Origin of the sequence: Streptomyces sp. NPDC002825, from assembly GCF_040295385.1 — a bacterium.
Taxonomy (GTDB): Bacteria; Actinomycetota; Actinomycetes; order Streptomycetales; family Streptomycetaceae; genus Streptomyces.
Genome location: NZ_JBEOVH010000005.1, coordinates 41,561 through 66,643, shown reverse-complemented (window position 1 = coordinate 66,643; position 25,083 = coordinate 41,561). Strand labels below are relative to the sequence as shown.

Annotated in this window: 19 protein-coding genes; 17 read left to right on the top strand and 2 right to left on the bottom strand. The window is 74.9% G+C overall.

Going from position 1 to position 25,083, the window contains the following annotated elements:
• Positions 1-318 precede the first annotated feature (318 nt).
• Complete coding sequence (locus ABT041_RS08815) at positions 319-1,647, bottom strand: COG1470 family protein (protein WP_351181259.1); 1,329 nt, start codon at positions 1,645-1,647, stop codon at positions 319-321.
• Positions 1,648-1,825: 178 nt separating this feature from the next.
• On the opposite strand from ABT041_RS08815, the gene ABT041_RS08810 reads away from it, so the two are divergent.
• From ABT041_RS08810 to ABT041_RS08730, 17 genes are all read left to right on the top strand, one after another.
• A complete protein-coding gene (locus tag ABT041_RS08810; protein WP_351181256.1) occupies positions 1,826-2,515 on the top strand; it encodes a helix-turn-helix transcriptional regulator in 690 nt (229 codons plus the stop codon).
• 228 nt (positions 2,516-2,743) lie between these two features.
• Complete coding sequence (locus tag ABT041_RS08805) at positions 2,744-5,905, top strand: hypothetical protein (RefSeq protein WP_351181253.1); 3,162 nt, start codon at positions 2,744-2,746, stop codon at positions 5,903-5,905.
• Positions 5,902-6,762 (top strand): Pvc16 family protein, encoded by an 861-nt coding sequence (locus ABT041_RS08800; protein WP_351181250.1) that lies wholly within the window; start codon positions 5,902-5,904, stop codon positions 6,760-6,762. Before ABT041_RS08805 ends, ABT041_RS08800 begins: the two co-directional genes overlap by 4 nt.
• Before the next feature lie 104 nt (positions 6,763-6,866).
• Complete coding sequence (locus ABT041_RS08795) at positions 6,867-9,062, top strand: AAA family ATPase (RefSeq protein ID WP_351181963.1); 2,196 nt, start codon at positions 6,867-6,869, stop codon at positions 9,060-9,062.
• A gap of 170 nt (positions 9,063-9,232) precedes the next feature.
• Positions 9,233-10,801: a phage tail sheath family protein gene (locus ABT041_RS08790; RefSeq protein WP_351181247.1), complete on the top strand. Its 1,569-nt coding sequence runs from the start codon at positions 9,233-9,235 to the stop codon at positions 10,799-10,801.
• 35 nt (positions 10,802-10,836) lie between these two features.
• Complete coding sequence (locus tag ABT041_RS08785; protein ID WP_351181244.1) at positions 10,837-11,277, top strand: phage tail protein; 441 nt, start codon at positions 10,837-10,839, stop codon at positions 11,275-11,277.
• The gene (locus ABT041_RS08780) at positions 11,274-11,795 is read left to right on the top strand and encodes a hypothetical protein (protein ID WP_351181241.1); all 522 of its coding nucleotides are present in this window, start codon (positions 11,274-11,276) and stop codon (positions 11,793-11,795) included. The genes ABT041_RS08785 and ABT041_RS08780 overlap by 4 nt, the downstream gene beginning before the upstream one ends.
• Positions 11,792-11,950, top strand: coding sequence for a DUF6760 family protein (locus ABT041_RS08775; RefSeq protein WP_351181238.1), 159 nt, complete (start codon positions 11,792-11,794; stop codon positions 11,948-11,950). Before ABT041_RS08780 ends, ABT041_RS08775 begins: the two co-directional genes overlap by 4 nt.
• A 4-nt stretch (positions 11,951-11,954) precedes the next feature.
• Complete coding sequence (locus ABT041_RS08770; protein WP_351181235.1) at positions 11,955-15,137, top strand: hypothetical protein; 3,183 nt, start codon at positions 11,955-11,957, stop codon at positions 15,135-15,137.
• 37 nt (positions 15,138-15,174) lie between these two features.
• Positions 15,175-15,600 carry a phage tail protein gene (locus ABT041_RS08765; protein WP_351181232.1) on the top strand — a complete coding sequence of 142 codons (426 nt, stop codon included), beginning with the start codon at positions 15,175-15,177 and terminating at the stop codon, positions 15,598-15,600.
• A gap of 68 nt (positions 15,601-15,668) precedes the next feature.
• Entirely contained in the window at positions 15,669-16,391 is a 723-nt protein-coding gene (locus ABT041_RS08760; protein WP_351181229.1) for a CIS tube protein, read from the top strand.
• Positions 16,388-18,205 carry a VgrG-related protein gene (locus tag ABT041_RS08755; RefSeq protein WP_351181226.1) on the top strand — a complete coding sequence of 606 codons (1,818 nt, stop codon included), beginning with the start codon at positions 16,388-16,390 and terminating at the stop codon, positions 18,203-18,205. The genes ABT041_RS08760 and ABT041_RS08755 overlap by 4 nt, the downstream gene beginning before the upstream one ends.
• 70 nt (positions 18,206-18,275) lie before the next feature.
• The gene (locus ABT041_RS08750) at positions 18,276-18,593 is read left to right on the top strand and encodes a PAAR domain-containing protein (protein WP_351181223.1); all 318 of its coding nucleotides are present in this window, start codon (positions 18,276-18,278) and stop codon (positions 18,591-18,593) included.
• On the top strand, positions 18,593-19,015 hold the full coding sequence (locus tag ABT041_RS08745) for a GPW/gp25 family protein (protein ID WP_351181220.1): 423 nt from the start codon (positions 18,593-18,595) through the stop codon (positions 19,013-19,015). The genes ABT041_RS08750 and ABT041_RS08745 overlap by 1 nt, the downstream gene beginning before the upstream one ends.
• The gene (locus ABT041_RS08740; protein WP_351181217.1) at positions 19,015-20,973 is read left to right on the top strand and encodes a putative baseplate assembly protein; all 1,959 of its coding nucleotides are present in this window, start codon (positions 19,015-19,017) and stop codon (positions 20,971-20,973) included. Before ABT041_RS08745 ends, ABT041_RS08740 begins: the two co-directional genes overlap by 1 nt.
• On the top strand, positions 20,970-21,548 hold the full coding sequence (locus ABT041_RS08735; RefSeq protein WP_351181214.1) for a phage tail protein: 579 nt from the start codon (positions 20,970-20,972) through the stop codon (positions 21,546-21,548). The genes ABT041_RS08740 and ABT041_RS08735 overlap by 4 nt, the downstream gene beginning before the upstream one ends.
• A 1,804-nt stretch (positions 21,549-23,352) precedes the next feature.
• Entirely contained in the window at positions 23,353-23,871 is a 519-nt protein-coding gene (locus tag ABT041_RS08730; protein WP_351181211.1) for an NADase-type glycan-binding domain-containing protein, read from the top strand.
• Positions 23,872-24,026: 155 nt separating this feature from the next.
• On the opposite strand, the gene ABT041_RS08725 is transcribed toward ABT041_RS08730, so the two are convergent.
• Entirely contained in the window at positions 24,027-25,004 is a 978-nt protein-coding gene (locus ABT041_RS08725) for a phage baseplate protein (RefSeq protein WP_351181208.1), read from the bottom strand.
• Positions 25,005-25,083: the final 79 nt, after the last annotated feature.

Sequence of the window (25,083 nt, the reverse complement as noted above, 5' to 3'; positions counted from 1 at the left end):
GTCCGACGGGGCCGGCAGGTCCGACGGGGCCGGCAGGTCCGACGGGGCCGGCAGGTCCGACGGGGCCGACAGGTCCGACAGGACCCGCAGGTCCGACGGGGCCGGCAGGTCCGACGGGTGTGATCCGGTCTTCCTGCCCCGCCCGCCGGACGCGAAACGGCGGACCGAAGTCCGCCGCTTTGCCCCATCTTCACCCGCGAACACATGTCCGCAAACCGGACGGCTCCTCGTCACCGGGGGCCGTCACCTTCTGGACAGCGCGGCCCCGCGCGGCTTGCACCTCCACGGATCTCACCGAGGATGGTCCGTACCACCGGATCACCTGAGGTCGCTGAGCACTCCGCTCACGTTCAGGACCTCGTGGCACTTCTGCGCCTGTCGCCCGGTGGCGGGAGTGCCGGGCTTCGCGCAGGTCACCTGGATGGTCACGGTCTGGTTCTCGACGATCCTGATGGGGGTGACCCAGTGGTAGTCCTGGTTGCGGAAGGTCTCCAGGGCGATCGTCGTGATCTTCCGGTCGCCGAAGGCGATGGTCATCACGCCCTCGTCCCCCTGGAAGTTGGCGACCACGATGTCCGTGATGTCGAACGCCTTGTCCTTCGGCACTGTGTAGGTGCCGGTCTCGGTCCGGCCGCCGGAGGTCTCCAGGTCGATCGTGGTCGATCCCTGCTGCCCGCCGCCGGAGCTGCCGCCGGGTCCCGTGCCCCCGCCGGAGCCGCCGCCGGAGCCGTTCCCGCCCGTGCCCTTCCCGGTGCCGCCGGGCTGCTTGCCGTCGCCGGTCCCCGTGGAGGGCGGTGTGCTCGGCTCGGCACTGGGGGCCGGCCGCTTCTGGACGAGTTCGTCGGCGGCCTCCTTGGCGGTGCTGCGCACCGCCGGGCGCACCAGCGCGAACCAGGCGATCAGCAGCGCGAGCAGCGCCGCCAGGACCACGAGCAGCCACCTCGGGAAGATCGGGATCTGGACGAACTCCGCGTCCAGCGGCGGCCGGACCAGGGTCGGGTCCTCAGCCTCCTCGGCGTCCCGCTCCTCGGTCACGTCCAGGGTGAAGGGCCACGTGACCGGCGTTCCGAACCAGACCGGCCGGCCCGTCCGGACGCGCAGCCCCACCTCTGCGGACTCCCCGGGCTCGAGCGCCTGGGCGGTGGGCCGGAAGTCGAACTTCAGCTCCTCGCCGCGCTGTCCCGCCGTGAAGCCCAGCCGTACGGGCGCGTTGCCCTCGTTGCGCACCGCGAGCCGGTAGCGCCCCCGGAGCCAGCCGCGGCGGCGTCGCGGGGCGACGGCGGTGCGCAGTTCCCGGAACTCCTCGACATGGACCACGGTCTCGGGGACCCGCACCGCCTCGGGGTGCTCGGTGGGCAGCACACGTACGGCGAGGGGCATGTCGCCGGCCCGTACCTGCGAGGAGCGCGGCGGCGCGAGCCGGATCGTCACCGTCTCGGAGGTGCCCGGATACAGGGAGACCCGCTCGGGTTCCACCGTCGTCCAGGCGGCGCAGTCGCCGACCACCTCCAGGCCGTACGCCTCGACGATGTCGCCGTCGTTGCGCACGGTCAGGCTGGTGGTCGCGGTGCCGCCCGGCGTCACCGACACCCGCGGGATGTCGAGCGCGGGCGTGCCAGGGCTGGAAGAGGCTGCTGGGGACGTCACCCCCCGACGCTATCGACGGCGCCGCGGGCGCCGCGACGGATCGGAGGGCAACGCACCGGGCAACGGTGCTGCCCCGTCGGGCAGTTGGGCGCGTGAGCCGATTCCGCGCGCCGGAACTCTCCTGCCCCTTTCCGCATCTCCCTATCCCCCCACATGTCTCCACGAACAGGGAAAGCACATGACGCAAGGTCTGCAGAACGACATCACCTCCTCGTCCGGTACCGTCCCGCCGCCCCGTTCGGGGCGGCGGGTCTCGGTGGCGGTGTACGCCGCCGATCCGGTGCTGCACGTCGGGGTGGTCCATCAGCTGCGCCAGCGCCCCGAGATAGAACTCGTCGACGAGGGGCGCCCGGAGGGCGCGCAGGTGTCGCTGGTGGCGGTGGACAGGGTGGACGACGAGACCGTGGCGCTGCTGCGGCGGCTTCGGCAGGACTCGCGCACCTCCACCGGACTGGTGGTCGGCACCTTCGAGTCCGGGGACGCCCTGCAGCGGGCCATCGAGTGCGGGGTCACGGCGGTGCTGCGGCGCGCCGAGGCGGACCAGGACCGGCTGTTACGGCTGGTGCTCGCCATGGCGAAGGGCGAGGGGGTGCTGCCGGGCGACCTTGTCGCCCGCCTGATGCACCATGTCGGCAGCCTGCAGCGCGCGGCGCTCGACCCGCACACCTCGTCGCTCTCCACGCTCACCGCGCGCGAGGCGGACATGCTGCGGCTGGTGTCGGAGGGCCTGGACACCGCGGAGATCGCGCGGAAGACCTCGTACTCCGAACGGACCGTCAAGAACGTGCTGCACGAGGTGATCACGCGGCTGCAGCTGCGCAACCGCACGCACGCGGTCGGCTTCGCCCTGCGCAACGGCCTGATCTGAGCGACGCCCAGTCCGGCCGCAAGGGGCCGACTGCCCGAAAGCGCAGAGCGCGCTTCCCCCGGGTGCGGCCCCGTGGCCCTGCCCGGGGGGCCCGCGGACCGGCAGGGTGGCCTGGTTGCACGTGGAGTCGTACGTCGAGTCGTAGGTGGAGTCGTACGTGCGGTTCACGTCAGTCGTACGCCGCGTCGTACGCGGACGGAAACGCACCGGACTGTGAGGTGGACCCTGATGAGCACGGGTGGCTCCGGTGGCCGGCGGTACCGCTGGGGAAGGGTCGCGGCACCGCTGCTGCTGTTGGTCCCTCTCCTCGCGGTGACGGCGGCCTCCGCCCCGGACGAGGCCCAGGCGGGCCCCCGGGCGGCCGCGGCCGGTGAGGGCCGGATCGCCTTCGCCGGTACCCGGCACCGCAGCATCGGCCGGGTGGCGACGGACACCTCCAGCACGCCGCTCTTCGGGCCGGGCCCGACCCATCAGGACGTGCAACCCGCGGCGCTGGGCGACCGGTTGGTGTTCGCGAGCCGCCGCGACGAGCGGACCCCGCAGATCTATCTGCGCACCGCCGACGGCGCGGTGCACCGGCTGACCAGCGGTCTCGACGCGGCGAACCCCCGGCTGACCCCGGACGGCCGCGCGGTCGTCTTCGACGCGGCCCGGCCCGACGGCGGGCAGCGCGACATCTGGCGCATCGGGACGGACGGCGCCGGGCTCACCCGGCTGACCCGGACACCGGCCAACGAGGTGCACCCCACGGTCTCGCCGGAGGGCGGGCGCCTCGCGTACGTGAGCGACGCCGACCCGGCGGTCGGCCGGCAGGTGTACGTGCGCCCGCTGGACGGCGGCGCCGCCAGGCTGGTCAGCGACCCCGCGGACGGCACCGCCTCCGAGCCGGTCTGGAACCCGGTGGACGACGCGGAGAACCGCGATGTCGTCGCGTACACCGCGACCGGCCCCGGCGGCCCCCGGCTGAAGTGGACCGACGGGGTCCACAACGGGCAGCTCCTGTCGGGCGCGCAGGCGCAGTGGCGGACCCACGGGGCAGCCTGGTTGCCCGACGGGGACGGGGTGCTGTTCCTCAGCCCGGACCGCACCTGTGCGTGCGAGGGCGACTGGAACCACGTCTTCCAGGTGCCCGCGCACTCGGAGGCCACCCCGGAACTGGTGCTCAGCGAGGACCGTGAGGTCAGCGAGGTCACCTGGCTCGGGCCGCGCGACGGCGGCGGCACGGTCGTCGAGCGCACCTCGGCGGCCGGGCCGCACGTGGTCACCCTGCAGGACGCACGGCCGGACGGCGCCGATCCGCGCGACCTCGGCCTGACGATCCTCAAGGAGGACCCGGCCGCCGACAGCAACACCGATCCGGCCAAGGACCCGCTGTTCCAGCCGGCGGGCGGCTCCGATCCGTGGACCGAGCGGCAGAACTACACCCCCGACGGCCGGCGGATCGTCGTGACCCGCTTCGAGGACGCCCCCGAGGGGCGGATCGAGCGGATCTGGATGGTGGACGCGGACGGCGCGAACGCGGCGCCGCTGTCGCTCGCCGGGCGCGGCCCCAGGGACTGGGACACCGACCCGACGTTCTCGCCGGACGGACGGCTCCTGGCCTTCACCCGCACCTCGCCCGGCGGAGTCGGCGGGGCCGCCGGGCCCAGCCGCATCCTGATCGCGGACGTCGCCACGGGCGCGATCCGCGGCGAGCTCGTCCCGCCCCCAGGTCAGCCGCAGGGTGGTGACGCCCAGCCGACCTGGTCCTCCGACGGCACCACCCTGGCCTTCACCCGGAACCTGGTGATCAACGGCAACGGCGGCAACAAGCACGTCTGGACCGTGCGCGTGGACCGTCTCGACCAGCAGCACGACCTGAGCGCCGAGAACTGCCCGGGTGACTGCGAGGTCATCGACGACAGCCCGGCGTTCTCGCCGGACGGCACCACCATCGCCCTCAACCGGAAGAGCGGCGGCGGCCGCCTCGACGAGCGCAACGGCATCGTCCTCACCTCCCTCACCGGCGACACCTGCCGGGTGCTGCTGCCCCGGGCCGCACGTGACGTGCCGGGCGCCTGCAAGCGTCGACTGCCCGAGAACCCGGGACCGTTCCAGCCCCGGGACGCCGCCTGGACGGCCGACGCCAAGAGCCTGGTCGTCAGCGTCAGGCCGAATCGGGCGCCCAACAGCCCGGAGAAGCTGAAGAGGGTGGACGTCGCCACCGGCGAACTCGTCTCGATCACGCTCGACCTGCCGGGCCGCCAGAAGGAACCCGCCGTCCAGCAGTCCGTCGACCTCGCGGTCGAGGCACCCGCGACGACGACGCCGGTGACCGCGGGCGAGACCGGGACCGTCCAGGTGGACGTCGTCAACCGCGGCCCGGCGGCCTCGCCCGGCACCCGGCTGACCGTCGCGCCACCCACGGGCCTGACCGTCACCGCCCTCACCGCGCCCGGCGCCACCTGCGAACCGGCGGCCCTGACCTGCGCCCTCGGTATCGTGCCACCGGGCACCACGGTGCCGGTCACCGTCACCCTCACCGGGCTCGTCCCGGGCGACCAGCCGGTGGACTGGACCGTGACCGGCACCGTCCTCGACCCCAACCCGAGCGACAACACGGGCCGGACGGTGGTCCCGGTGCGCGAGGCGCCCGAACCGACGCCGACCCCGACCACCCCGGCGCCTTCCACGCCCACGCCCACACCCACGCCCACGACCCCGAAGCCGACCACTCCGCCCCCGCCCCCGCCGCCCGCCCCGCTCGCTGGCCCCGGTGTGCGGGTCAGCGTCCAGCCCGAGCCGGGTTACGTCGGCGGCCGCGTCGTCGTCACGTACACCGTCCGCAACGGCCGGGACGCCCTCGCCACCGGACTGCGGCTGAGCGTCGGCCTGCCCTCGGGCATCCCGCACGACGGGCCGCCGCCCGGCTGCGACGCCTCCTGGTCCTGCGCGCTGCCGGACCTGGCGCCCGGCGCCCGCGCCGTCGTCCAGGTCGTCCTGCGGCCCGACCGCGCGCTCACCGGACGCGTCAGCGGCCGGCTCACCACGAGCGGCACGGACGCCGACCCGCGCGACAACACCGCCCAGCGGCGCGTCCGGATCCTCCAGCCGAAGATCGTCGCCGTGCCGCCGATCGGCAAGCCCGGCTTCGTCACCTCGGTGCGCGGCAAGGACTTCCCGCCCGGCGTGCCCGTGAAGTTCACCTGGAAGCCCGGCATCACGGCCGCGGCGGCGCCGACCGTGCCGCGCCGGGACGGCACGTTCATCGGGCAGCTGCTCATCCTCACCAAGGACCAGACCGGCCCCCGGATCATCACCGCGAGCGGTCCCGGCTTCTCGCCGGTGACGACCGACTTCCTCGTGGTGAGCGGCACGGTGCAGCCGCCGGACACGGTGACGCGCCGATGATCCACGAGGTCGACGAGGGACTGCGGCGGCTGCTCGCGGAGTCCGGGCTCGAGGCGTCGGGCGTCGAGGTCGTCTTCGACGCGCCGACGCGCGACTGGGCGGCGCGCCGCAGCGCGCCCACGGTCTGCGTGTTCCTGTACGACGTCCGCGAGGACCCCACGCGGCGCGGCAGCGGGGGCGGCGAGGTGTACGACTCGCAGGGCCTGGTCGTCGCGCGCCGCACCCCGCCGCGCTGGTTCGAACTCACCTATCTGGTGACCGCGTGGGCGGGCCGCCCCCAGGACGAGCACCGGCTGCTCTCCGAGGTGCTGTCCTGCCTCGTGGCCCACGACTCCGTGCCGCCGCGGCTGCTCGGCGGGAACCTCGCCGAACTCGGCCTGCTGGTCCCGCTCGACGTCGGAGGCACCGGCGCGGACGCCCCGGCGGCCTCCGAGGTGTGGTCGGCGCTCGGCGGCGAACTGCGGCCGTCGATCGGGCTGCGGGTTCTCGCCCCGCTCGCCGGCGTCGCCCGGAACACCGCCCCGCCGGTCACCGAGGGCCTCGTCATGCGCTCCGGTCCGGGGCTGCGGCCGGCGTGGTCCGGGCCGGGGACACGGCCGGAGGCGAGGGACGACGAGCCTGGCCACTCCGCCGGCGGAAGCGACGGCGTCGGCGGAAGCGACGGCGGCTCCGGCACCAGCACCGGCACTGGCTCCGGCTCCGGCTCCGGCTCCGGCTCCGGCTCCGGCTCCGGCGACGAACAGCACCGGCTGCGGTACACCGGGCTGGCCGAGCCCGCCCCGGGCGAGGGCTTCGGCGCTCCCCGCGAGCGGCGCCCGGCACCGGCCCGCCGCCGCCGAGGAGGACGACAGCCTTGACCAGCACCGCCCCGGCCGCGTCGGCGGCCCGGAAGCCCGAGCCGCCGACGGCACCCGAACCCGGACCAGTACCCGACCCCGAACCCGACCCCGTACCCGTACCGGTGTCCGTACGCGACGAGCCACCGGTACCCGCCACGGACGAGCCGGCCCGCTATCTGTGGACCCGGCTGCAGCTGGTCGAGGAGCGGGTGCGCTGGGCGGTCGCGGCGCGGCAGGCCGTCGACCCCGACCCGGACGACCCTTACCGCGGCCAGTACCTGACGCCCGAGGCGGTCGCCCGGGTGCTCGACCCTCCGTACGACCCCGGGCTGCCCGCCCTGGCACAGGCCGACCCGCCGCCCGGCTCGCCGCTCGCGGTCCTGGCCGGCCGGTTCGGGCTCGCTCCACTGGACCTGGACCTGCTCCTGGTCGCCTTGGCGCCGGACGTGGACGCCCGCTTCGAGCGCCTCTACGGCTATCTCAACGACGACCTGACGCGCCGTCGGCCCACCGTCGGGCTCGCGCTGGAACTCGTCGGCCGCGCCGGGATCCCCTCGGCGCGGTTCCGGCTGTCCCCCGGTGCGCCGCTGGTCTCCGGCGGCCTCGTCGAGCTCACCGAGCCCGAACGTCCGCCGCTGTCGCGGGTGCTCGCCGTGCCCGACCGGGTCACCGCGCATCTGCTCGGCGACGACGCGCCCGACCCGCGCCTCGTCGAGCTGCTCGGCGGGAGCGCCGAGGACCCGGCCGTCGACCCGGCCGAGCGGGACCGCGCGGTCGCCGCGCTGCGTACCGGCACGGGCCATGTGCATCTGCGGGCCCGCGGAGGCGACGCCGCCGGCCTCGCCTCCGCCGCGCTGCGGGCCGCCGGGCTGCCCGCGCTGTGCCTGGACGCGGCGGCGTTCGGTCTCGACGAGCGGGCCGTGCCCGCGCTCGCCCGGGCCGTCGCCCGGGAGGCGCGGCTGACGGGCGGGGGCGTGGTGCTCGGCCCGTTGGAGGCGCTGCCCGACCAGCCGGGCGTACGGGACCGGTTGCTGCACACGGTGTGCGCGACCCTGCGGGGCGTGCCCTTGCTCACGTACGGCACGAGCGGCTGGGAACCGGCCTGGGCCGCCGACACCCCCGTCACCCTCCCGGTGGCGACGCCCGCGCCCGACCGCCACGCGGAGCGCTGGCGGCACGCGCTGGAGCGGGCGCTGACCGAACTCACCGAGCGGAGCGGGCCGGCCCTGTCCGCCGGAGCCGGGTCCGCCGAGTCGGCCCGGGCCGTCGACGGCGCGGCGGCGCCCACGGACAGGGTCCGGGACGGGAGCCCGGCCGAGGCCCCCGACGTCGAGGCGCTCTCGCTGTCCGTGGCCGCCCACCGCCTGGACGCCGGGCAGTTGCGGCGCGCCGCCGGGACCGCCGTCCGCGCGGCCGCGCTCGACGGCCGGCCGGTCTCCCCCGACGACCTGCGCACGGCCGTCCGCGGTCAGAGCGGTGCCGGTCTCGCCCGGCTCGCCCGTCGGGTGGAGCCCGCGGTGGGCTGGGACGACCTCGTGCTGCCGCCGCCCACCCACCGGCAGCTGCGGGAACTGGCCGTGCGCGCCCGCCACCGCGACCAGGTGCTCGGGCAGTGGGGGATGCGGCCGGGCGGTGGGCGCGGGCGCGGTGTGATCGCCCTGTTCGCGGGTTCCTCCGGCACCGGCAAGACCATGTCCGCCGAGGTCGTCGCGGCCGATCTGGGCATGGACCTGTACGTGGTGGATCTGTCCACGGTCGTCGACAAGTACGTCGGCGAGACGGAGAAGAACCTGGAACGGATCTTCACCGAGGCCTCGTCCGTCAACGCGGTGCTGCTGTTCGACGAGGCGGACGCGATCTTCGGCAAGCGCTCGGAGGTGAAGGACGCCCACGACCGGCACGCCAACGTCGAGTCGGCGTACCTGCTGCAGCGGATGGAGTCCTTCGACGGCATCGCCGTGCTGACCACCAATCTGCGGGCCAACCTGGACGAGGCGTTCACCCGCCGCCTGGACGTGATCGCCGACTTCCCGGTGCCCGACGCCTCCCAACGGCTTGCCCTGTGGGAACGCTGTCTGGGTGACCGGCTGCCCCGCGCGGACGACCTCGACCTGGACTTCTGCGCGGAGCGCTTCGAGCTGGCCGGCGGCAACATCCGCGCCTGCGCGGTCACCGCGGCCTACGCGGCGGCCGCGGCGGGCGGCTCGCTGACCATGACCCAGTTGGTGACGGCCGTCGCCGAGGAGTACCGCAAGCTCGGCCGGCTGGTCCTGGCGGGCGAGTTCGGCCCGTACCTGGCAGAGGTCACGCGGCGCTGAGTTCGGGCCGGGTCCCGCGAGCGGCGCACGCGAGGGGTCATGCGAGCGGGTCCCGGGAGGGCAGCCCCGCTGCCCCCGCGCAGGTCCGTGCGCACCTTTCGCCCGCGCGGGCTCGCCGGAAAGGCTGGGACCGCCACAAGTGACGCGAGTGACAGAACGAAGGAGCGAGCATGCCGACGTACCTCACCCCGGGCGTGTACGTGGAGGAGGTGCAGTCCGGTGCTCGCCCGATCGAAGGGGTCGGCACCGCGGTCGCCGCGTTCGTGGGCTTCGCACGCAGCGGGCCGTTCCACGAGCCGACCCTGGTCACCAGCTGGGACCAGTACACCCAGACCTTCGGCGGCTTCGCGGAAGGCACCTATCTGCCCCACGCCGTCTACGGCTACTTCGCCAACGGCGGCGGCGCCGCGTACATCGTGCGCATCGGCCAGGGCGCCGAGGGCGGTGCCGGAGCGGCGTCCGCCGCCGGCGGCCGTCAGGAGATCCCGGCCGGCCGGCCGGTCGAGCTCGGCGGCTTCCTGGTCTCCGCCAGGCCCGGCGCCGGCGGCGTGTCCGTGGAGATCGCGGACGTGGAGGGCGACAACCCGCCCGAGGACCGCTTCAAGGTCCTGGTGCGCCAGGGCGACCAGGTCGCCGAGACCTACGAGGTGTCCACCCGCAAGAGCGTCAAGGGCTACTTCGTCACCCAGACCCGCGGCTCGAAGCTGATCGCGGTCGCCGAGCGCCGCGACGGCACGCAGACCCGGCCCGAGAGCCAGACGGTCGCGCTGCCCGACGCCACCGCCGCGGCCGCGCCCGCCGCCCCGGCCGGCGCATCGGACCCGGCCCGCCTCGACCCGGCGGAGTACGTCGGCGACGCGGGCGCCCGCACCGGCTTCGCCGGTCTGGAGACGATCGACGAGATCACCATGGTCGCGGTGCCGGACCTGATGAGCGCCTACGAGCGCGGTGCGATCGACGAGGAGGGCGTGCGCACCGTCCAGCTCGCGGTCATCTCGCACTGCGAGCAGATGGGCGACCGGGTCGCCGTCCTGGACACCCCGCCCGGCCTCGACGCGCAGGCGGTGCGCCGCTGGCGCCAGGACGAGGCGGGCTACGACTCCCGCTTCGCCACCCTCTACTACCCGTGGGTGCGGGTCTTCGACCCGGCCGCGGGACGCAACACGACGGTCCCGCCGAGCGGTCACGTCGCCGGCGTGTGGGCGCGCAGCGACGCCGAGCGCGGTGTGCACAAGGCCCCCGCGAACGAGGTGATCCGCGGCGCCGTGGACCTGGAGCTGCGACTCAGCAAGGGCGAGCAGGACCTGCTGAACCCGATCGGCGTGAACTGCGTGCGGGCCTTCCCGGGCCGCGGCATCCGGATCTGGGGCGCCCGCACCCTCTCCTCCGACCCGGCCTGGCGCTACCTCAACGTGCGCCGCCTCTTCAACTACCTGGAGGAGTCCATCCTCCTGGGCACCCAGTGGGTGGTCTTCGAGCCGAACGACGACCGGCTGTGGTCCAGCATCCGGCGCAACGTGACCGCCTTCCTCACCGAGGAGTGGCGCCGCGGCGCGCTGTTCGGGCGCACGGCGGCGGAGGCGTTCTACGTCAAGTGCGACCGCGACAACAACCCGCAGGAGTCGATCGACCAGGGCCGGGTCGTCTGTGAGATCGGCGTCTCGCCGGTCAAGCCGGCCGAGTTCGTGGTGTTCCGGCTGGCCCAGTTCTCGGACAGCACCAGCCTCATCGACGAGTGACCCGCGGGTCCGCAAGGGAAGGTTGACAGACACACATGGCAACGGGCGATGCTCTTTCCACCCATGTCTTCGGCGTGCAGCTCGGGGGCTACCTGGTCGAGTCGATCCAGGAGATCAGCGGCTTCACCGTCGAGGAGGACGTCGTCGAGGTCAAGCAGGTGACCTCGGAGGGCAAGCAGATCATCCGCAAGCAGCCGGGCGCCCGGCAGGCGGGCGAGATCACGATCACCCGAGGGCTCGACCAGAGCAGCGAGTTCACGAAGTGGATCAAGGAGACCCTGAACAACGGGGCCGTGAACGCCGCTCGGCAGAACCTCACGATCGAGATCAAGGACACCGAGGGCAACACGGTCCGCCGCATCCAGCTGATGCAGGGCTGGGCCTCCAAGTGGGAGGGCCCGTCCCTGAAGGCCGGCGAGTCGTCCGCGGCCACCGAGACCGTGACGATCGTGTTCGAGGAGATAGTCGTCGAATGAGGCGTCGTACGGTCACGGCGGGCAACCTGGAGGAGTTCCTCCAGGCCACCGCACCCACCCAGGCCGCGGCCGGGACCGGCGAACAGCCGGCGCCCGCCGCGGCCCCGGCGGCGGCTCCGGCAGCGGCTCCGCGCGCGGCTGACCACGGGCTGCGCACCGAGTTCGAGTTCGAGCTGCCGCGCGGGTACGTGGACGAGGCGGGCACCGTGCACCGGCACGGGTCCATGAGGCTGGCCACCGCCCGGGACGAGCTGCGCCCGCAGATCGACCTGCGGGTCAAGGAGAACCCCGCCTATCTGAGCGTGGTCCTGCTCAGCCAGGTGATCACCCGCCTCGGCACGATCACCGACGTGCACGCGGGGGTCGTGGAGCGGATGTACGCGACGGACGTGGCCTTCCTCCAGGACTTCTACCGGCGCGTCAACAGCGAGGGCCACACCCGCGCCGCGGTGACGTGTCCGCACTGCGAGGGCGGCTTCGAGGTCGACCTCTCCGGTGGGCGCCTGGGGGAATCGTGACGTACGCCCTCCCCCGGCTGCGGGAGGAGATCGCGTACATCGCCTACCACTTCCACTGGCAGCGGGACGAGATCCTCGACCTGCCGCACCGCGAGCGGCAGGAGTGGGTCACCGAGATCGCCCGCATCAACACCCGCGTGAACGAAGGCGGTTGAGCACATGGCATGGCGGGACTGGCTGCGTCGGCGGCCCGTCGCGGCGCCGGAGACCGCCCCCGCCCCGGGGGCGGCGGCCTCCGGTTCCGCGACGGACGCCGCCCCGCACTCCGGCGTGCCCGGAGACTGGGACGGCGGCTGGCGCATGACGTCACCGCCGCCCCTCACCGTCTCCCGCGCCCCGCTGGGCGTGAGCGACGGACTCGCCTTCCGCGGCGGCCTGGCCGCGTGGCAGGACCCGTCCTTCGGCACCGGCCTCGCCCACGCCGTACTGCCCACCGCGCCGTCCGGCCTGCTGCGCGGCGTGGCCCGCCCCGCTGCCCCCGGCCCCCGCGCCACCGCTCCCGGCGGCCCTCTGCTGCTCCGCGCGATCCGCCCGGAAGGGGTTGCGGAGGGGAACGGACCTGGCGCGACCGAACCGGCGGCGTCAGAAAGGGTGTTGGGCAGGGGTAGCGGTACGGGCACGGGCGCCGGCACAGGTACGGGTACGGGTACGGGTTCCGGCTCGGGTACGGCGGGGGTGCCCGTGGCGACGCCCGGCGCGGGGCGTTCGGGGCGGGGCGCAGGCGCCGCTCCGGGGGGCCCGGTCGGGCCGGTCGTGGCGCGGGCAGCCTCGCCGAGGGGCGAGAACCCGGGCAACGCCCGGGACAGCTCGGCCTCGCCGAACCAAGCGGAGAGGAAGGCGGGTTCGGAGCCGGCGGTCCAGGCAGCGGGCGCGGGCGGCTCGGGGGCCACCGGACGTGCGCCCGGATCGACACCGGCGCCCCGTGTGTCCGGTCCCGCCGTCCAGCGTTCCGCGGCGTCCGGTCCGGCCTGGGACCTCGCGATGCCGGCCGGCCAGGACCCCGCCGCCGAGTCGCCGACTGCGGGAGGCGGTTCACCAAGTCACGGTCCCGCCGCTCGGCGCGCCCGGACGGCTGAGGCGACCGGCCCGGGCGAGCCGAGCCGGGGACTCGTGTCCCCGCAGCCCCCGGCGGTGCTCGGCGCCGTGCAGCGAGCGGCGTTCCCTTCGGCGGACGCGGCTCGTCCCGGCCCCGTGCATGCCCCGCTGCCCGCTTTTCCGCTGGTCCGCCGGATCGCGGTGGTGCCCGGGGTGCCCGGGACACCGGCCGACGGTCCTGCTCAGGCGGGCGCACGGGCCGTCTCGGCGCCCACCCCGCGCGTACAGCGGGCCACGGCCCCGAGCGTCGCGCCTGAGGCGCGCGCCGTCGTCCGCCCGCGCGGCGTGGGGCGAACGCTGACCGTCGCCCGTGTCGCAGCCGTGCCCAGGCGCCGGGTCAGCGTCGTCGCGCACACGGCCACCGCCTCGGCTCCGCCGCCCGTACAGCGGGCGCGGTCCACCGAGGACCAGGCGCCGCTGGGCGCGCCCGCGGCCCCCGAAACGGCGTCCGCCTCCCGGCCGACGGCCGAGCCCGGACCACCCGGTACCGCCCCTGCGTCGACGGTGCCGGCCATGCCGGTCCTCCAGCGCAAGGCCCAGGCGCCCACCGACGGCCCGGCCGAGCCTGCGACGGTCTCGACAGGCACGACGCCCGGCTCGGCACCGCAGCGGCCCGTGCTCCGGCGCAAGGCTGACGAGAACGCCGACGACTCGACCCTGCCCGAGAGGCCCGTGCTCCAGCGCACGACGGACGAGCCCAACGAGGCTCACGCCGCATCGCTGACCGAGCCGTCCGTCGCCTCGGCGCCGGCCATGCCGACACTCCAGCGCGGCACGGCCGAACCCACCGAGCTGACCAAGCCGTCCGTCGCCTCGGCGCCGGCCATGCCGACACTCCAGCGCGGCACGGCCGAACCCACCGAGCTGACCGAGCCCTCCGTCGCCTCGGCGCCGGCCATGCCGACACTCCAGCGCGGCACGGCCGAACCCACCGACACCCCGGCCACACCCCTGGCCCGGCCCCCGGCCGCCACGACACCGGCCGTGCCCGCCTTCCCCCGCAAGGCCGAGGCCCCGACCGGTGGCCCGGCCGCGGCCGACAGGCCCGTACTCCAGCGCACGGCCGACGAGCCTCGCGTCGGACTCGGCGCACCCCTGGCGCAACTGCCGCCCACCGGCCGGACGACGCGTCCCGCACCCGCCCGGCCCTCTGCGCCCCTGGCACCGGTGCCCACGCTGCGGCGCCGCACGGACGGGCCCCCGGACAGCCCTGTCACGGCAGGCGGCCCGACCGCCCCGACCCCGGCCGCGCCCGGGCCGCGCCCGGCACGGGCGCGTACCGGGCTCGGGGCTCCGCTGGCCGCACTGCCCGCGAGCGCGGCGCCCAGGATGCCCTCCGTGGACGTGCAGCGGGCGGCGGCGCCGACCACGGCCCCGCCGAGCACCGTGAGCAGCGGGACCGCCTGGAGCACGGGGAACGCCTCGCGTCCCGCGAGTGCCCGGGGCACGGATGGCCGTGGCGGCGGGGGGCGGCCGACGCCCTTGGTCGTCGCGCGACGTGTGGACGATCCCGACGGGATCGCGCGGCACCAGGCGCCGGGCTCGTCCCGTACTGCGCCCCACAGCCTTCAGCTGCTCGCGGACCGGACGCTGACGACGGGGCTCAGCGCGGACGCGCCCGGGCTTCCGTCGGCGCCGGCGCCGGCGCGGTCCGTCCCCACGCGTCCGGTGGTTCCGGCCCGCTGGGCCTCCGCGTCCGCCGGTTCCCCCACCGCCCCGTCGACCGCCTCCGGTCCACCCGCCGTGCAGCGCGTGGCGGTCGCTCCGGCGGCTGCTCCCGGCTTTCACCCGACGCGTCCGGCGCCCGATGCGCGCCGGACGGCCGCTCCGCTGCCCGTGACCGGGCCGCAGGCGCAGGTGCAGGGGGTGGCTCCGTTCGTCGTCCAGCCCGCCCCGGCCGGGCCGGGTCCGGCGGTGCCGGCGCTGCCCGGCGTGGCGCGGCCGGTGCCGACCGTGACCTCCGTACCTGCCGCGCCTGCCGGACGCACCGCGCCTGCCGCACCCGTGGTGCAGCCACGGTCCGCCGCGACGCCCTCCCCCGTCGCGCCGGTCCAGCGGGCTGCCGAGCCGCCCGCTTCGGCGTCCGCCGGGCCTGCGCAGAAGAGCGGCAGCACTCCGCGGGCCGCGGCCGACACCGACCTCGACGACCTGGCGCGCAAACTGATCGACCCCGTCGCCCGGCTGCTGCGCGCCGAGCTGCGACGCGGCCGGGAGCGCGCGGGCCGGCCCTTCGACGGACGCCGCTGAGCACACGGACGACGCACGAGAAACGGACCACGGACCGATGACCGACAACATCTTCGCGACCAGCGTGTTCTTCCGGCTGGCGATCGGCGGCAACGACCTGGGCGCCTTCAACACCTGCTCCGGCATGGGCGCCGAGGTCGAGATGGAGAGCTACGCCGAGGGCGGGAACAACGGCTTCACCTGGCAGCTGCCGGGGCGGGTGACCTGGTCGAACATCACCCTGACCCGGCCGGTCACCGCCGACACGGCGAAGATCGGGCGCTGGCTGGACGAGACCCTGCGGAAGGTCGAGCCGAAGGACGGCGAGATCGTGGCGCTGCGGCCGGATCTCAGCCGGATCATCAGCTGGCAGGTGTTCGGGATCGTCCCGGTGCGGTGGCAGGGGCCGTCGTTCGACCCGGCCAGCTCGGAGGCCGCGGTGGAGACCCTGGAGATCGCCCACCAGGGCCTGCTCCCGTCCTGACCCACCCCCGCTCCCCCTCTCCTCGTAGCAGCAGTACCGTTCCCGTCCCTCCGGAAAGGAGTCCCGGCATGGCCCCATCGGCTCGCGCCGGCCGCGCACGGGCGCAGCTCACCCTCAAGGAGCCGCCGGCCTCCGTCGGGGCCAGGCCCGGCGGGACGATCGCGCGGCTCGACCTGCAGTTCAACCCCTCGACGCTGCAGCTCGGCAAGACCACCGAGTGGCGGCGGTCGCCGTCCCGGATGGCCGGGCAGTCGGCGCTGCCCGAGTTCGTGGGCAGCGGGCCGCGGACGCTCAGCCTGGAGGTCTTCCTCGACGCCACCGCCACCCACGACAACTCGGTGGAGCAGGCGGTGGAGAAGCTGATGAAGGCCTGTGTGCCGACCCCGGCCAGTCTCGGCCGCAAGAAGCCGGCGAGTCCGTGGGTGAGGTTCGAGTGGGGCAACGCGCGGACGACGTCGTTCGACGGGGTGCTGTCGAACCTCTCGGTGTCGTACACGCTCTTCGACGTGGACGGGAAGCCGCTGCGGGCGACGTGTTCGCTGTCCATCGAGGAGGCGAGCGTCGATCCGCCGGGACAGAACCCGACGTCGGGCTCGCGCACCGCGCGCAGCACGCACACGGTGGTGGCGGGCGACAGTCTGGCGATGCTCGCCTGGCGCGAGTACGGGGACGCGACGGCCTGGCGGGCCATCGCGGAGGCGAACGGGATCGACGATCCGATGGCCCTCGTCCCCGGCACCGAACTCGTGGTGCCGGGGCTTCGGGACGCGGATGCCGAGGAGGAGCGATGAGCACGTCCGACGCCGGGGGACGGTCGTTCGCGGCCGATCCGATCGTGGAGGCGCCCGGCGAACTGCCGCCGGTCTGGGCCGCGCAGCTGGTGAGCTGTGTGGTCGACGAGAACGTGGGGCTGCCGGACACGGCGGTGTTGACCTTCCGCGACCCGGACCACGAGTTCCTGAAGACCACCGGGATCACCATCGGCACGCCGCTGAAGGTGTCGGTGGTGACGGTCAGGGGCCAGGCGCGGGAGAGGCTGTTCAACGGCGAGGTCACCGCCCTGGAGATCGACCGTGACCGCACCGGCTCCTTCACGGTGGTACGGGCGTATTCCAAGGCGCACCGGCTGCAGCGCGGCCGGAAGGTGGTGGCGTACCGGAACATGACGGCGTCCGCCATCGTCCGCAAGGTGGCGACGGGTGCGGGCCTCGCGGTCGGGAAGGTGGAGGCCGCACCGGTGACGTACAGGCAGCTGTCCCAGGCGAACGTCTCCGACTGGGAGTTCCTGCAGTACCTGGCGGGCGAGAGCGGCGCGCAGGTGCGGGTGGACGACAAGGGCCTGCTGCAGTTCACGAAGCCGGTGAAGGCCTCGGGCGCCCCGGCGCCGTCGACCTCGGCCACCCGCAGTCCGATGGTGCTGGAGTACGGGCGGAACCTGCTGGCGCTGCGGGCCTCGCTGTCGGCGGCCGACGGTGCCGCGAAGGTGCGGGTGCGCGGCTGGGACACCACGACCAAGCGTCCGCTCATGGCCGAGAAGCCGGCCGTGGTGAGCGAGACGGTGGTGCCGGGGATGCGCCCGCAGGCCGCCGCCGGGTTCGGTGCGCCGGTCGTGACCGTCGCGGACACCCCGTACCGTACGCAGGCGGAGACGGCTGCGGTGGCCGACGCGACCGCCGCGCAGATCAGTGCCGGTTTCGGTGAGCTGGAGGCGGTGGCCGAGGGCAATCCGATGCTGCGGGCGGGCAGGCCGGTGGCACTCGGCAACGTGGGGCCGGCGTTCTCCGGCCGGTACACGGCGACGGCCGTGCAGCACGTCCTGGAGCCGCACGGCGGCTACCGCACCACGGTGTGGGTCAGCGCCAGCCCGGACCGCTCCCTGACCGGTCTGGTCACCGGCGCCAACGCGCCGGGCCGGGGGCCTCGCATGCCCGGTCTGGCGATCGGGGTCGTGACGGACGTGCGCGAGCCGAACGGCTCGCAGCGCGGCGCGGTACGGCTCAAGTTCCCCTGGCTGGACGACACGTACGTCACCGACTGGGTGCGTACGGTCCAGTGGGGCGGCAAGGGCGGTGGCGGGGTGGTGAGCCCCGAGGTGAACGACGAGGTGCTGGTCGGCTTCGAACAGGGCCTGCTGGACAGCCCGTACGTGATCGGCGGGCTCTACAACGGGGTGGACCAGCCCTCGCCGCACGACGTGCCGCTGATCGACAAGACCAGCGGCAAGGTCAACCGGCGCTCGGTGGTGTCGCGTTCGGGACACCGGGTGGAGCTGCTCGACGCGCCCGCGCCCGGCCCCTCGGGGCTGCGGCTCGTGACCGGGGACGAACGGCTCGAAGTGCGCATGGACGACCGGAAGGACCGGATCGAGGTCACCGTGTTCGCCGGGAGGAACCGTCCGCTGAGCTCCGTCGTCCTCGACCGGCAGGGCATCACGCTCGACGCCGGGCAGGGCACCGTGAAGGTGACGGGACGTCAGGTGGACATCGGCGCCACGGCCGGGGTGAACGTCGACGGCCGGACGGTGAAGGTGGCCGGTACCGCGGACGTCACCGTCGACGGCGGTCTGCTCGCCGTGCTGAAGGCCCGCCTCATCCGGATCAACTGAGGCCCCTCCCATGCCCGTCGCCCGCCCCGTACCCCTCGTGTCCCCCCGCACCCACTTCCAGGAGTTCGTGATGCCAGCCGCAGCCCGTCTCGGCGATCCCACCAACCACGGCGGCCGGGTCGGCACCCCGCCGCCGGCCGCCGCCAGAAGCGAGGCGACGGTGCTGATCGGCGGGCAGCCCGCCGCCGTCACCGGCAGTCTGCACGTCTGCGTGGTCCCGCCGCACGCCGCGCTCGGGCCGGGCAACGTGATCATGCCCAACCCGGCCGCGGCCGCCTCAGGACCGGTCCTCATCGGCGGGCTGCCCGCCGCACGCGCCCGGGACCAGACGACCTGCGGCGCGATGATCCTCACCGGTGCCATGAACGTCCTGATCGGGGGCGCGTGATGAGCGAGCGGTTCATCGGCCGCGGCTGGGCGTTTCCGCTGCGCGTCGGACCGACCGGCGGGATCGCCATGGTCGAGCGGGAGCGGGAGCTGGAGGAGGCGATCCGGCTCATCCTCGGCACCGCCCCCGAAGAGCGCCCGATGCGGCCCGAGTTCGGCTGCGGCATCCACGAGTACGTCTTCGCGCCGGGCGACGGCGACACCGCCGGGCGGGTCGCCCAGCAGGTGCGCGAGGCGCTGGAGCGGTGGGAGCCGCGGATCACGGTCGACGAGGTCGCCGTGGCCTTCGACTCCGTGGACGCCGGCACCCTCTACATCGACGTGCACTACACCGTGCGGACCACCAACGACCGGCGCAACCTGGTCTTCCCCTTCTACACGATCCCCTCCGAGGAGGGGGCCGAGGAAATGGTCGCGGACTGATGGCCCTGCCCTCCCCCAACCTGGACGACCGACGGTTCCAGCAGCTCGTCGACGAGGCGAAGCGCTATGTGCAGCAACGCGCCCCGGAGTGGACCGACCACAACGTCTCCGATCCGGGTGTCACGCTGATCGAGACCTTCGCCTATCTGGTGGACCAGCTGCTGTACCGGCTGAACCGGGTCCCGGACAAGAACTACCTCGCCTTCCTCGACCTGTTGGGCATCCAGCTGTTCCCGCCGTCGGCGGCCGTCGCCGAGGTCGACTTCTGGCTGTCGGCACCGCAGCCCGACACGGTGACGCTGCCCGTGGGCACCGAGGTGACGACGGCGGCCGGCGACACCGAGGAGGCCGTGGTCTTCGCGACGACCGAGGAACTCCACATCGTTCCCAGCGAGTTGACCCGACTGCTCACCGCTCCCCGCGCGGGCGAGCAGACGGACCGGACGGCGGAGCTCGCCGAGCGGCGGGACATCCCGTGCTTCCAGGCGACGCCGGAGCCCGGCGACGCGCTGCTGTTCGGACTGCCGACCGCCGTGCCGCGCTGTGTGGTCGTGGTGCGCCTGGACAGCCGGGTGCAGGGCGTCGGCGTCGACCCGCGCCAGCCTCCGCTGGTGTGGGAGGCGTGGGACGGCGGGCGCTGGCAGCGCTGCGAGACCGGCGACGACACCACCGGCGGTCTCAACCGGCCCGGCGAGGTGATCGTCCATGTGCCCGCCGGGCACCGCGCGTCGCTGATCGGCGGGACCCGTGCGGGCTGGCTGCGCTGCCGGGTGACCGAGGCGGAGCCGGGCCAGCCCTTCTACTCGGAGTCCCCCACGGTGCGCGAGGCCGAGGTCTTCACCATCGGCGGCACGATGACCGTCGAGCATGCCGAGACGGTGACGGACGTGCCGCTCGGCACCTCCGAGGGCGTGGCCGGGCAGCGGTTCCGGCTCGGCCGGCCGCCGGTGCTGCTCGACGGCGAACCGCCGGTGGTGGAGGTGTCCTCGGCGGACGGATGGCAGCGCTGGGAGGTCGTGGAGCACTTCGGGCGCTCCGGACCCGCGGACCGGCACGTCCGGGTGGACGCGACCACCGGGGAGTTCGGCTTCCCGCCGGTGCTGCGCGAGCCGGACGGCACGCTGGGCGCGCGCGGCGCCGTGCCGCCCAAGGGCGCCCGGATCCGGGTCGCCCGCTACCGCACCGGCGGCGGCCCGGCGGGCAACGTGGCGCGCGGCGCGATCTCCGTGCTGCGCAGCTCCGTGCCGTACGTCGCCCGCGTGGACAACCGGGAGGCGGCGCGGGGCGGTGTCGCCGGGGAGACGCTCGACAACGCGAAGCTGCGGGCGCCGGAGGCACTGCGCATGCAGGAGCGCGCGGTGACCGCGGAGGACCACGAGATCATCGCCCGCCAGGCGGCGCCGTCGGTGCGCCGGGTGCGCTGTCTGCCGTCCGCCGGCGGCGACGGTGCGGTGCGGGTCCTCGTGGTGCCGGACGCCGTCGCCGACGAGGGCGACCGGCTCCGCTTCGAGCAGCTGATCCCCTCCGAGCAGGTGCTCACCGCGATCACCCACGCCCTGGACGAGCGGCGTCTCATCGGCAGCCGGCTGGTCGTGGAACCGCCCGTCTACCAGGGCGTCACCGTGGTGGCCAGGCTCTCGGCGCCCGCCGCGGAGGCCGACCGGGTCCGGGACGCGGCGCTCGCCGCGCTGTTCCGCCACCTCAACCCGCTGCACGGCGGACCGGAGGGCACGGGGTGGCCGTTCGGACGGCCGGTGCAGTACGGGGAGCTGTTCGGCGTGCTCCAGCGGAGCGTCGGGGACGTCCTGGTGGAGGACATCCGGATGTTCGCCGCCGACCCGGTCACCGGGCGGCGCGGCGCCCCGGTCGACCGGATCGACCTGGGTCCGGGCGCGCTGGTCTTCTCGTACCAGCACCAGGTCGTCGTCACCACCGAGGACCCGGAGGTACGGGCATGAGCCGGGCCGCCGTCCCCGGGCTGCCCAGCAGGTACCCGATCGGCGAACAACTGCCCGCGCTGTACGCCGAGGACGACTTCGCCCAGCGGCTCACGGCGGGACTCGACACGGTCCTGGCACCGGTGTTCGCGACGCTCGACAACCTGGCGGGCTACTTCGACCCCCGGCTCGCCCCGCCCGACTTCCTGTCCTGGCTGGCCGCTTGGGTGGGCGGCGCGGACGACCCGCGCCGGCCACTGGAACTCCGCCGCGAGGCGGTGGCCCGCGCGGTCGAGCTGCACCGCCTGCGCGGCACCCGCCGCGGCCTGGTCGAGGCGCTGCGCCTGGTCCTCGGCGTCTCGGCGGACGTCAGCGGCGACGGCGGCGCGGTCTGGTCCGCCACGCCGGGCGGGGCGACACCGCCGCCCGCCGCGGAATCGGTGCTCGTACGGGTATGGCCCGGCCGCACCGCCGAGGTCGACCCCGACCGCGTCCACGCCCTGGTCCGCACCCTGTGCCCGGTCCACACGGTCTGCCGCGTGGAGGTCCTGCCGGGCCCTCCCGCCGACGTCGAGGAGAGTGATCGCCATGCGTGAATGTCCCGTGTGCGGGGCCTCCAACGCCCCGACGGACGACTTCTGCCACAACTGCGGCGCGTACCTGGCCTGGTCGGACGAGAGCCGCGCGCGCCGGCGCGCGCGGACGGACGCCGGCACCGCCGAGGACGGCGCCGGGGACGGCGCCGGGGACGACGGGTGGGTGGACACCCCCGAGGGGGCGGCGGCAGCGCCGCCGAGCGGTGCGCCGGAGCGCCCGGAGTCCGGGGACTCCGAGGCAGCGCGGCAGAGGGATGGGGCGCCCCGGGCTGCCGGCTCGGGCGCCGCGGGTACCGACGGCGCGCCGGGGGCTTCGGTACGCGGGGCAACGGAGCCCGCGGCCACGGCGCCGGGCGCCGGGGGCACCGAGGCAGCGCGGCAGACGACGGCCCGTCAGCGTTCGGGCGCGGATCCCGAGGCCGCTGGGCAGGCGGCCGGGATGCCGGAGCCCAGGACGACGTCCGGTGGTTCTGAGGCAGCCGTGTTCCCGGTGGGCGACGGGGCTCCGCACGGGTCCGGCGGACCCTCGGCGTCGACCCGCCCGCCGACCGATCCCTCGCAGACCGCCGACCGGCCCGCTCCGACCGCCGCCGCCGAGCCGAGGACGGCGGAACGGCCCCCCACCGGCCCGCCGGGAGCCCCGGGGCTCCGGCCCGGCGGCGCGGTGGAGGTACCAGCGGCAGAGGCGTCCGCGGGTGCGCCGGAGCGCACCGGCCCCCTGGCGCCGCCCGACGCGGCCGAGCCCGTACGGAACGAGCCCGCGCGCGCGTCCGGCGCGGAGGATCCGCACTCGTGGGGCGGCGCACGGGCGGGCGCAGCTCCGGCCTCGGCTCCAGGGGCATCCCCAGCCGCGGCTCCGAGCGCAGCCCCAGGCGCAGCCGCGGCCTCGGCTCCGGCCGCGACTCCAGGCACAGCCCCAGCCGCGACTCCGGGCGCAGCTCCGGGCGCAGCTCCAGCCGCGACTCCGAGCGCAACTCCGGCCGCAACTCCGAGCGCAGCCCCAGGCGCAGCTCCGGCCTCGGCTCCGGCCGCGACTCCAGGCACAGCCCCAGCCGCGACTCCGAGCGCAACTCCGGCCGCAACTCCGAGCGCAGCCCCAGGCGCAGCTCCAGCCGCAACTCCGGGCGCAACTCCGGCCGCAGCTCCGGCGCACGAAGAAGCGCGCGCCGGACGGCCGGCCGCCGACGCGCGCCCGGCGGCGCCGGAGGACCCTCTGGTGTCCGAGGCCGCCGACACGGCGCGCGGCTGGTTGCGGCGCGCCAGGGAGCGTGCCACCGCAGGTCTGCCGGAGCTTCCGGCCGTTCCGGCGGTCCCGCCGGTACCGGAGGCATCACCGGAGGACTCGCCGTCGCGCGCCGCACACCGGTCCGACGAGGCGCCCACCGTCACGTCAGCGCAGCACCCCCCGGAGCGGGAGACTCCCCCGGGTCCGACCCGGCCCACCGCCCCCGCCCCCGGGCCCGCGCGCGCGCCCGGGCCCGTCCGCCCCTCCCCCGCCGCCGCGCCGCCCCCGCGGCGGCCCTCGGCGGCGCCTGCGCCGGAGGGCTCCCCCGGGCCCGTCCAGCCCGCGAAGGCAGTCGCCGCGCGGCCGGTCGTGCGGCAGGTGCCGGTGGCGGAGGACATGGCGGGGGCGCCGTGTCCGGCGTGCGGGACGCCGAACGCGCCGGGGCGGAACTTCTGCCGGCGGTGTGCGGCGCCGCTGACGCCGGCGACGACCGCCGCGTCGCTGCCCTGGTGGCGGACGGTCTGGCCGTTCCGGCGGCGCGCGCGGGGCGGTTCGGGGCGGCTCGCACGGTTCCTGACGGTGCTTTTCGTGGTTCTGGCGCTCTGCGCGGCGGGGTTCCTGCTGCTGCCGGCCGGGCGGCATCTGATCGAGGACACCCGGGACAAGCTGGGCAAGGCCAAGCCGGTGACCGCGACCGGGATACGGGCGAGCGCCGAGGTGCCGGGGCATCCGGCGGCCGCCAGTACGGACGGGCTCAGCAACCGCTACTGGGGCGCGCCCGGTTCCGCCGCCTCGGTCACGTACGGCTTCGCCAAGCCGTTCCGGCTGGTCGACGTGATCGTGACCAACGGCGCCTCGTCGGACCCGGAGGCGTACGCGCTGCAAGGGCGGGCGCTGCGGATCGAGATGGAGGTGACGACGGAGGACGGCACGGTCGTCCGCAGGACGCTCGGCCTCAGCGACAAGGCCGGACCGCAGACGTTCCCGACCGGCATCAGCGACGCCACCGCGATCCGGCTGACGCTCGGCTCGCCCGCCGGACTGACCGGGAAGCGGCATCTGGCCCTGGCAGAGGTGGAGTTCTTCCAGCGCGGCTGAAGCACCGGGCCCCGGGCGCGTTCGTGGTGACGCGGGACCGGACTGGCGGCCATCGGCTCAGCGCAGGCCGCGCGGTCGTTCCTCCGGACCGCACGTCCGCCCTGCCGGCCGCGTCGTGTGGCCGCGGCCGGCAGGGCGGATGGCTGTGGCTCGGCTCAGATCAGCGCGTTCTTGTAGAAGATGCTGGAGCGCCGGTCGCCCTCCTCGCCGGTGGCGAAGCCGATGAAGAGGCGGGACTCGCCGGCGTCCGTGCGGTAGATGGCCAGGCCCTCGGGCTCGCGGTACTGGAGGGTGGAGCCCGCCTTGGTGAGGACGGGGCCCTGCTCCACGAGTCCCGTGTTGATGTCGATGCTGGTGACGTACGTGTTGCCGTCGCCGGTGGGGGTGCCGTCGCCGGGGTACGGGTCGCCCGTCAGGAAGTACATGTACGAGCCGTAGAGGGTGTAGCCCTGGGCCGTGCCGGAGATCGTCGGCTGCTTGAAGTCGACCAGCGGCGTGCCGAAGCTGCGCGTCTGGAAGGCGGAGAGCGGGTACACGGCGATCCGCTTGCCGGCGCTGGTGTGGTAGCGCACGATCATGCGCTGGTAGACCGGGTCGACGGAGCAGGTGTACTCGAGGGCCCCGGCGATCGGCTGGTAGGCGGCGGATGCGGCCGGCGAGCCCAGTGTGGTGTTGGCCGTGTAGGTGATGGGGGCGAGCGCGGTGCCGTACCCGCTGGTGTTCGTGGCGCACTCGATCCACAGCTCGGTGTCGGAACCGTTCGGCAGCGCGGCGAAGGCGACGCCGTGCCCGAACCCGTCGAGGTGCATGTACGAGATGAAGTTCCCGTCGAAGTCCATCTTGTTGATGCACAGGTCGCCCGCGGATTCGGGGCTGCCGTCCCGCTTCGTCGCGACGAAGAGGTACTTGTTGACCCAGTCGAAGGCGAAGCTCTGCTGGACCCGCGGACCGTGCGTGTCCTTGGACCGGAACAGGTCGTACGAAGGCTGCGTGAGGTCGAACCTCTTGGTCGCGGCCACATCGGCCGAAGCGGTCTGCGCGCCGGCGCCGAGCCCGAGTGCGGCGAGCGAGGCGCCGACACCGGTGCGTATGAGGCCGCGGCGGGAGAGGGGGGAACCCTGGAGGCGGTTCAAGATGGGACTCCTGATGCGTCAGTGGGGGGAAGGGACAGGTGATCCTATCCACGACGGCCCGGGCGGGAACCCCGGCCTG

Bases quoted from the DNA above. Each gene is read 5' to 3' on its own strand.
- ABT041_RS08810 (WP_351181256.1), top strand. From the start codon at position 1,826: ATGACGCAAGGTCTGCAGAACGACATCACCTCCTCGTCCGGTACCGTC.
- ABT041_RS08805 (WP_351181253.1), top strand. From the start codon at position 2,744: ATGAGCACGGGTGGCTCCGGTGGCCGGCGGTACCGCTGGGGAAGGGTC.
- ABT041_RS08800 (WP_351181250.1), top strand. From the start codon at position 5,902: ATGATCCACGAGGTCGACGAGGGACTGCGGCGGCTGCTCGCGGAGTCC.
- ABT041_RS08790 (WP_351181247.1), top strand. From the start codon at position 9,233: ATGCCGACGTACCTCACCCCGGGCGTGTACGTGGAGGAGGTGCAGTCC.
- ABT041_RS08785 (WP_351181244.1), top strand. From the start codon at position 10,837: ATGGCAACGGGCGATGCTCTTTCCACCCATGTCTTCGGCGTGCAGCTC.
- ABT041_RS08780 (WP_351181241.1), top strand. From the start codon at position 11,274: ATGAGGCGTCGTACGGTCACGGCGGGCAACCTGGAGGAGTTCCTCCAG.
- ABT041_RS08770 (WP_351181235.1), top strand. From the start codon at position 11,955: ATGGCATGGCGGGACTGGCTGCGTCGGCGGCCCGTCGCGGCGCCGGAG.
- ABT041_RS08765 (WP_351181232.1), top strand. From the start codon at position 15,175: ATGACCGACAACATCTTCGCGACCAGCGTGTTCTTCCGGCTGGCGATC.
- ABT041_RS08760 (WP_351181229.1), top strand. From the start codon at position 15,669: ATGGCCCCATCGGCTCGCGCCGGCCGCGCACGGGCGCAGCTCACCCTC.
- ABT041_RS08755 (WP_351181226.1), top strand. From the start codon at position 16,388: ATGAGCACGTCCGACGCCGGGGGACGGTCGTTCGCGGCCGATCCGATC.
- ABT041_RS08750 (WP_351181223.1), top strand. From the start codon at position 18,276: ATGCCAGCCGCAGCCCGTCTCGGCGATCCCACCAACCACGGCGGCCGG.
- ABT041_RS08745 (WP_351181220.1), top strand. From the start codon at position 18,593: ATGAGCGAGCGGTTCATCGGCCGCGGCTGGGCGTTTCCGCTGCGCGTC.
- ABT041_RS08740 (WP_351181217.1), top strand. From the start codon at position 19,015: ATGGCCCTGCCCTCCCCCAACCTGGACGACCGACGGTTCCAGCAGCTC.
- ABT041_RS08735 (WP_351181214.1), top strand. From the start codon at position 20,970: ATGAGCCGGGCCGCCGTCCCCGGGCTGCCCAGCAGGTACCCGATCGGC.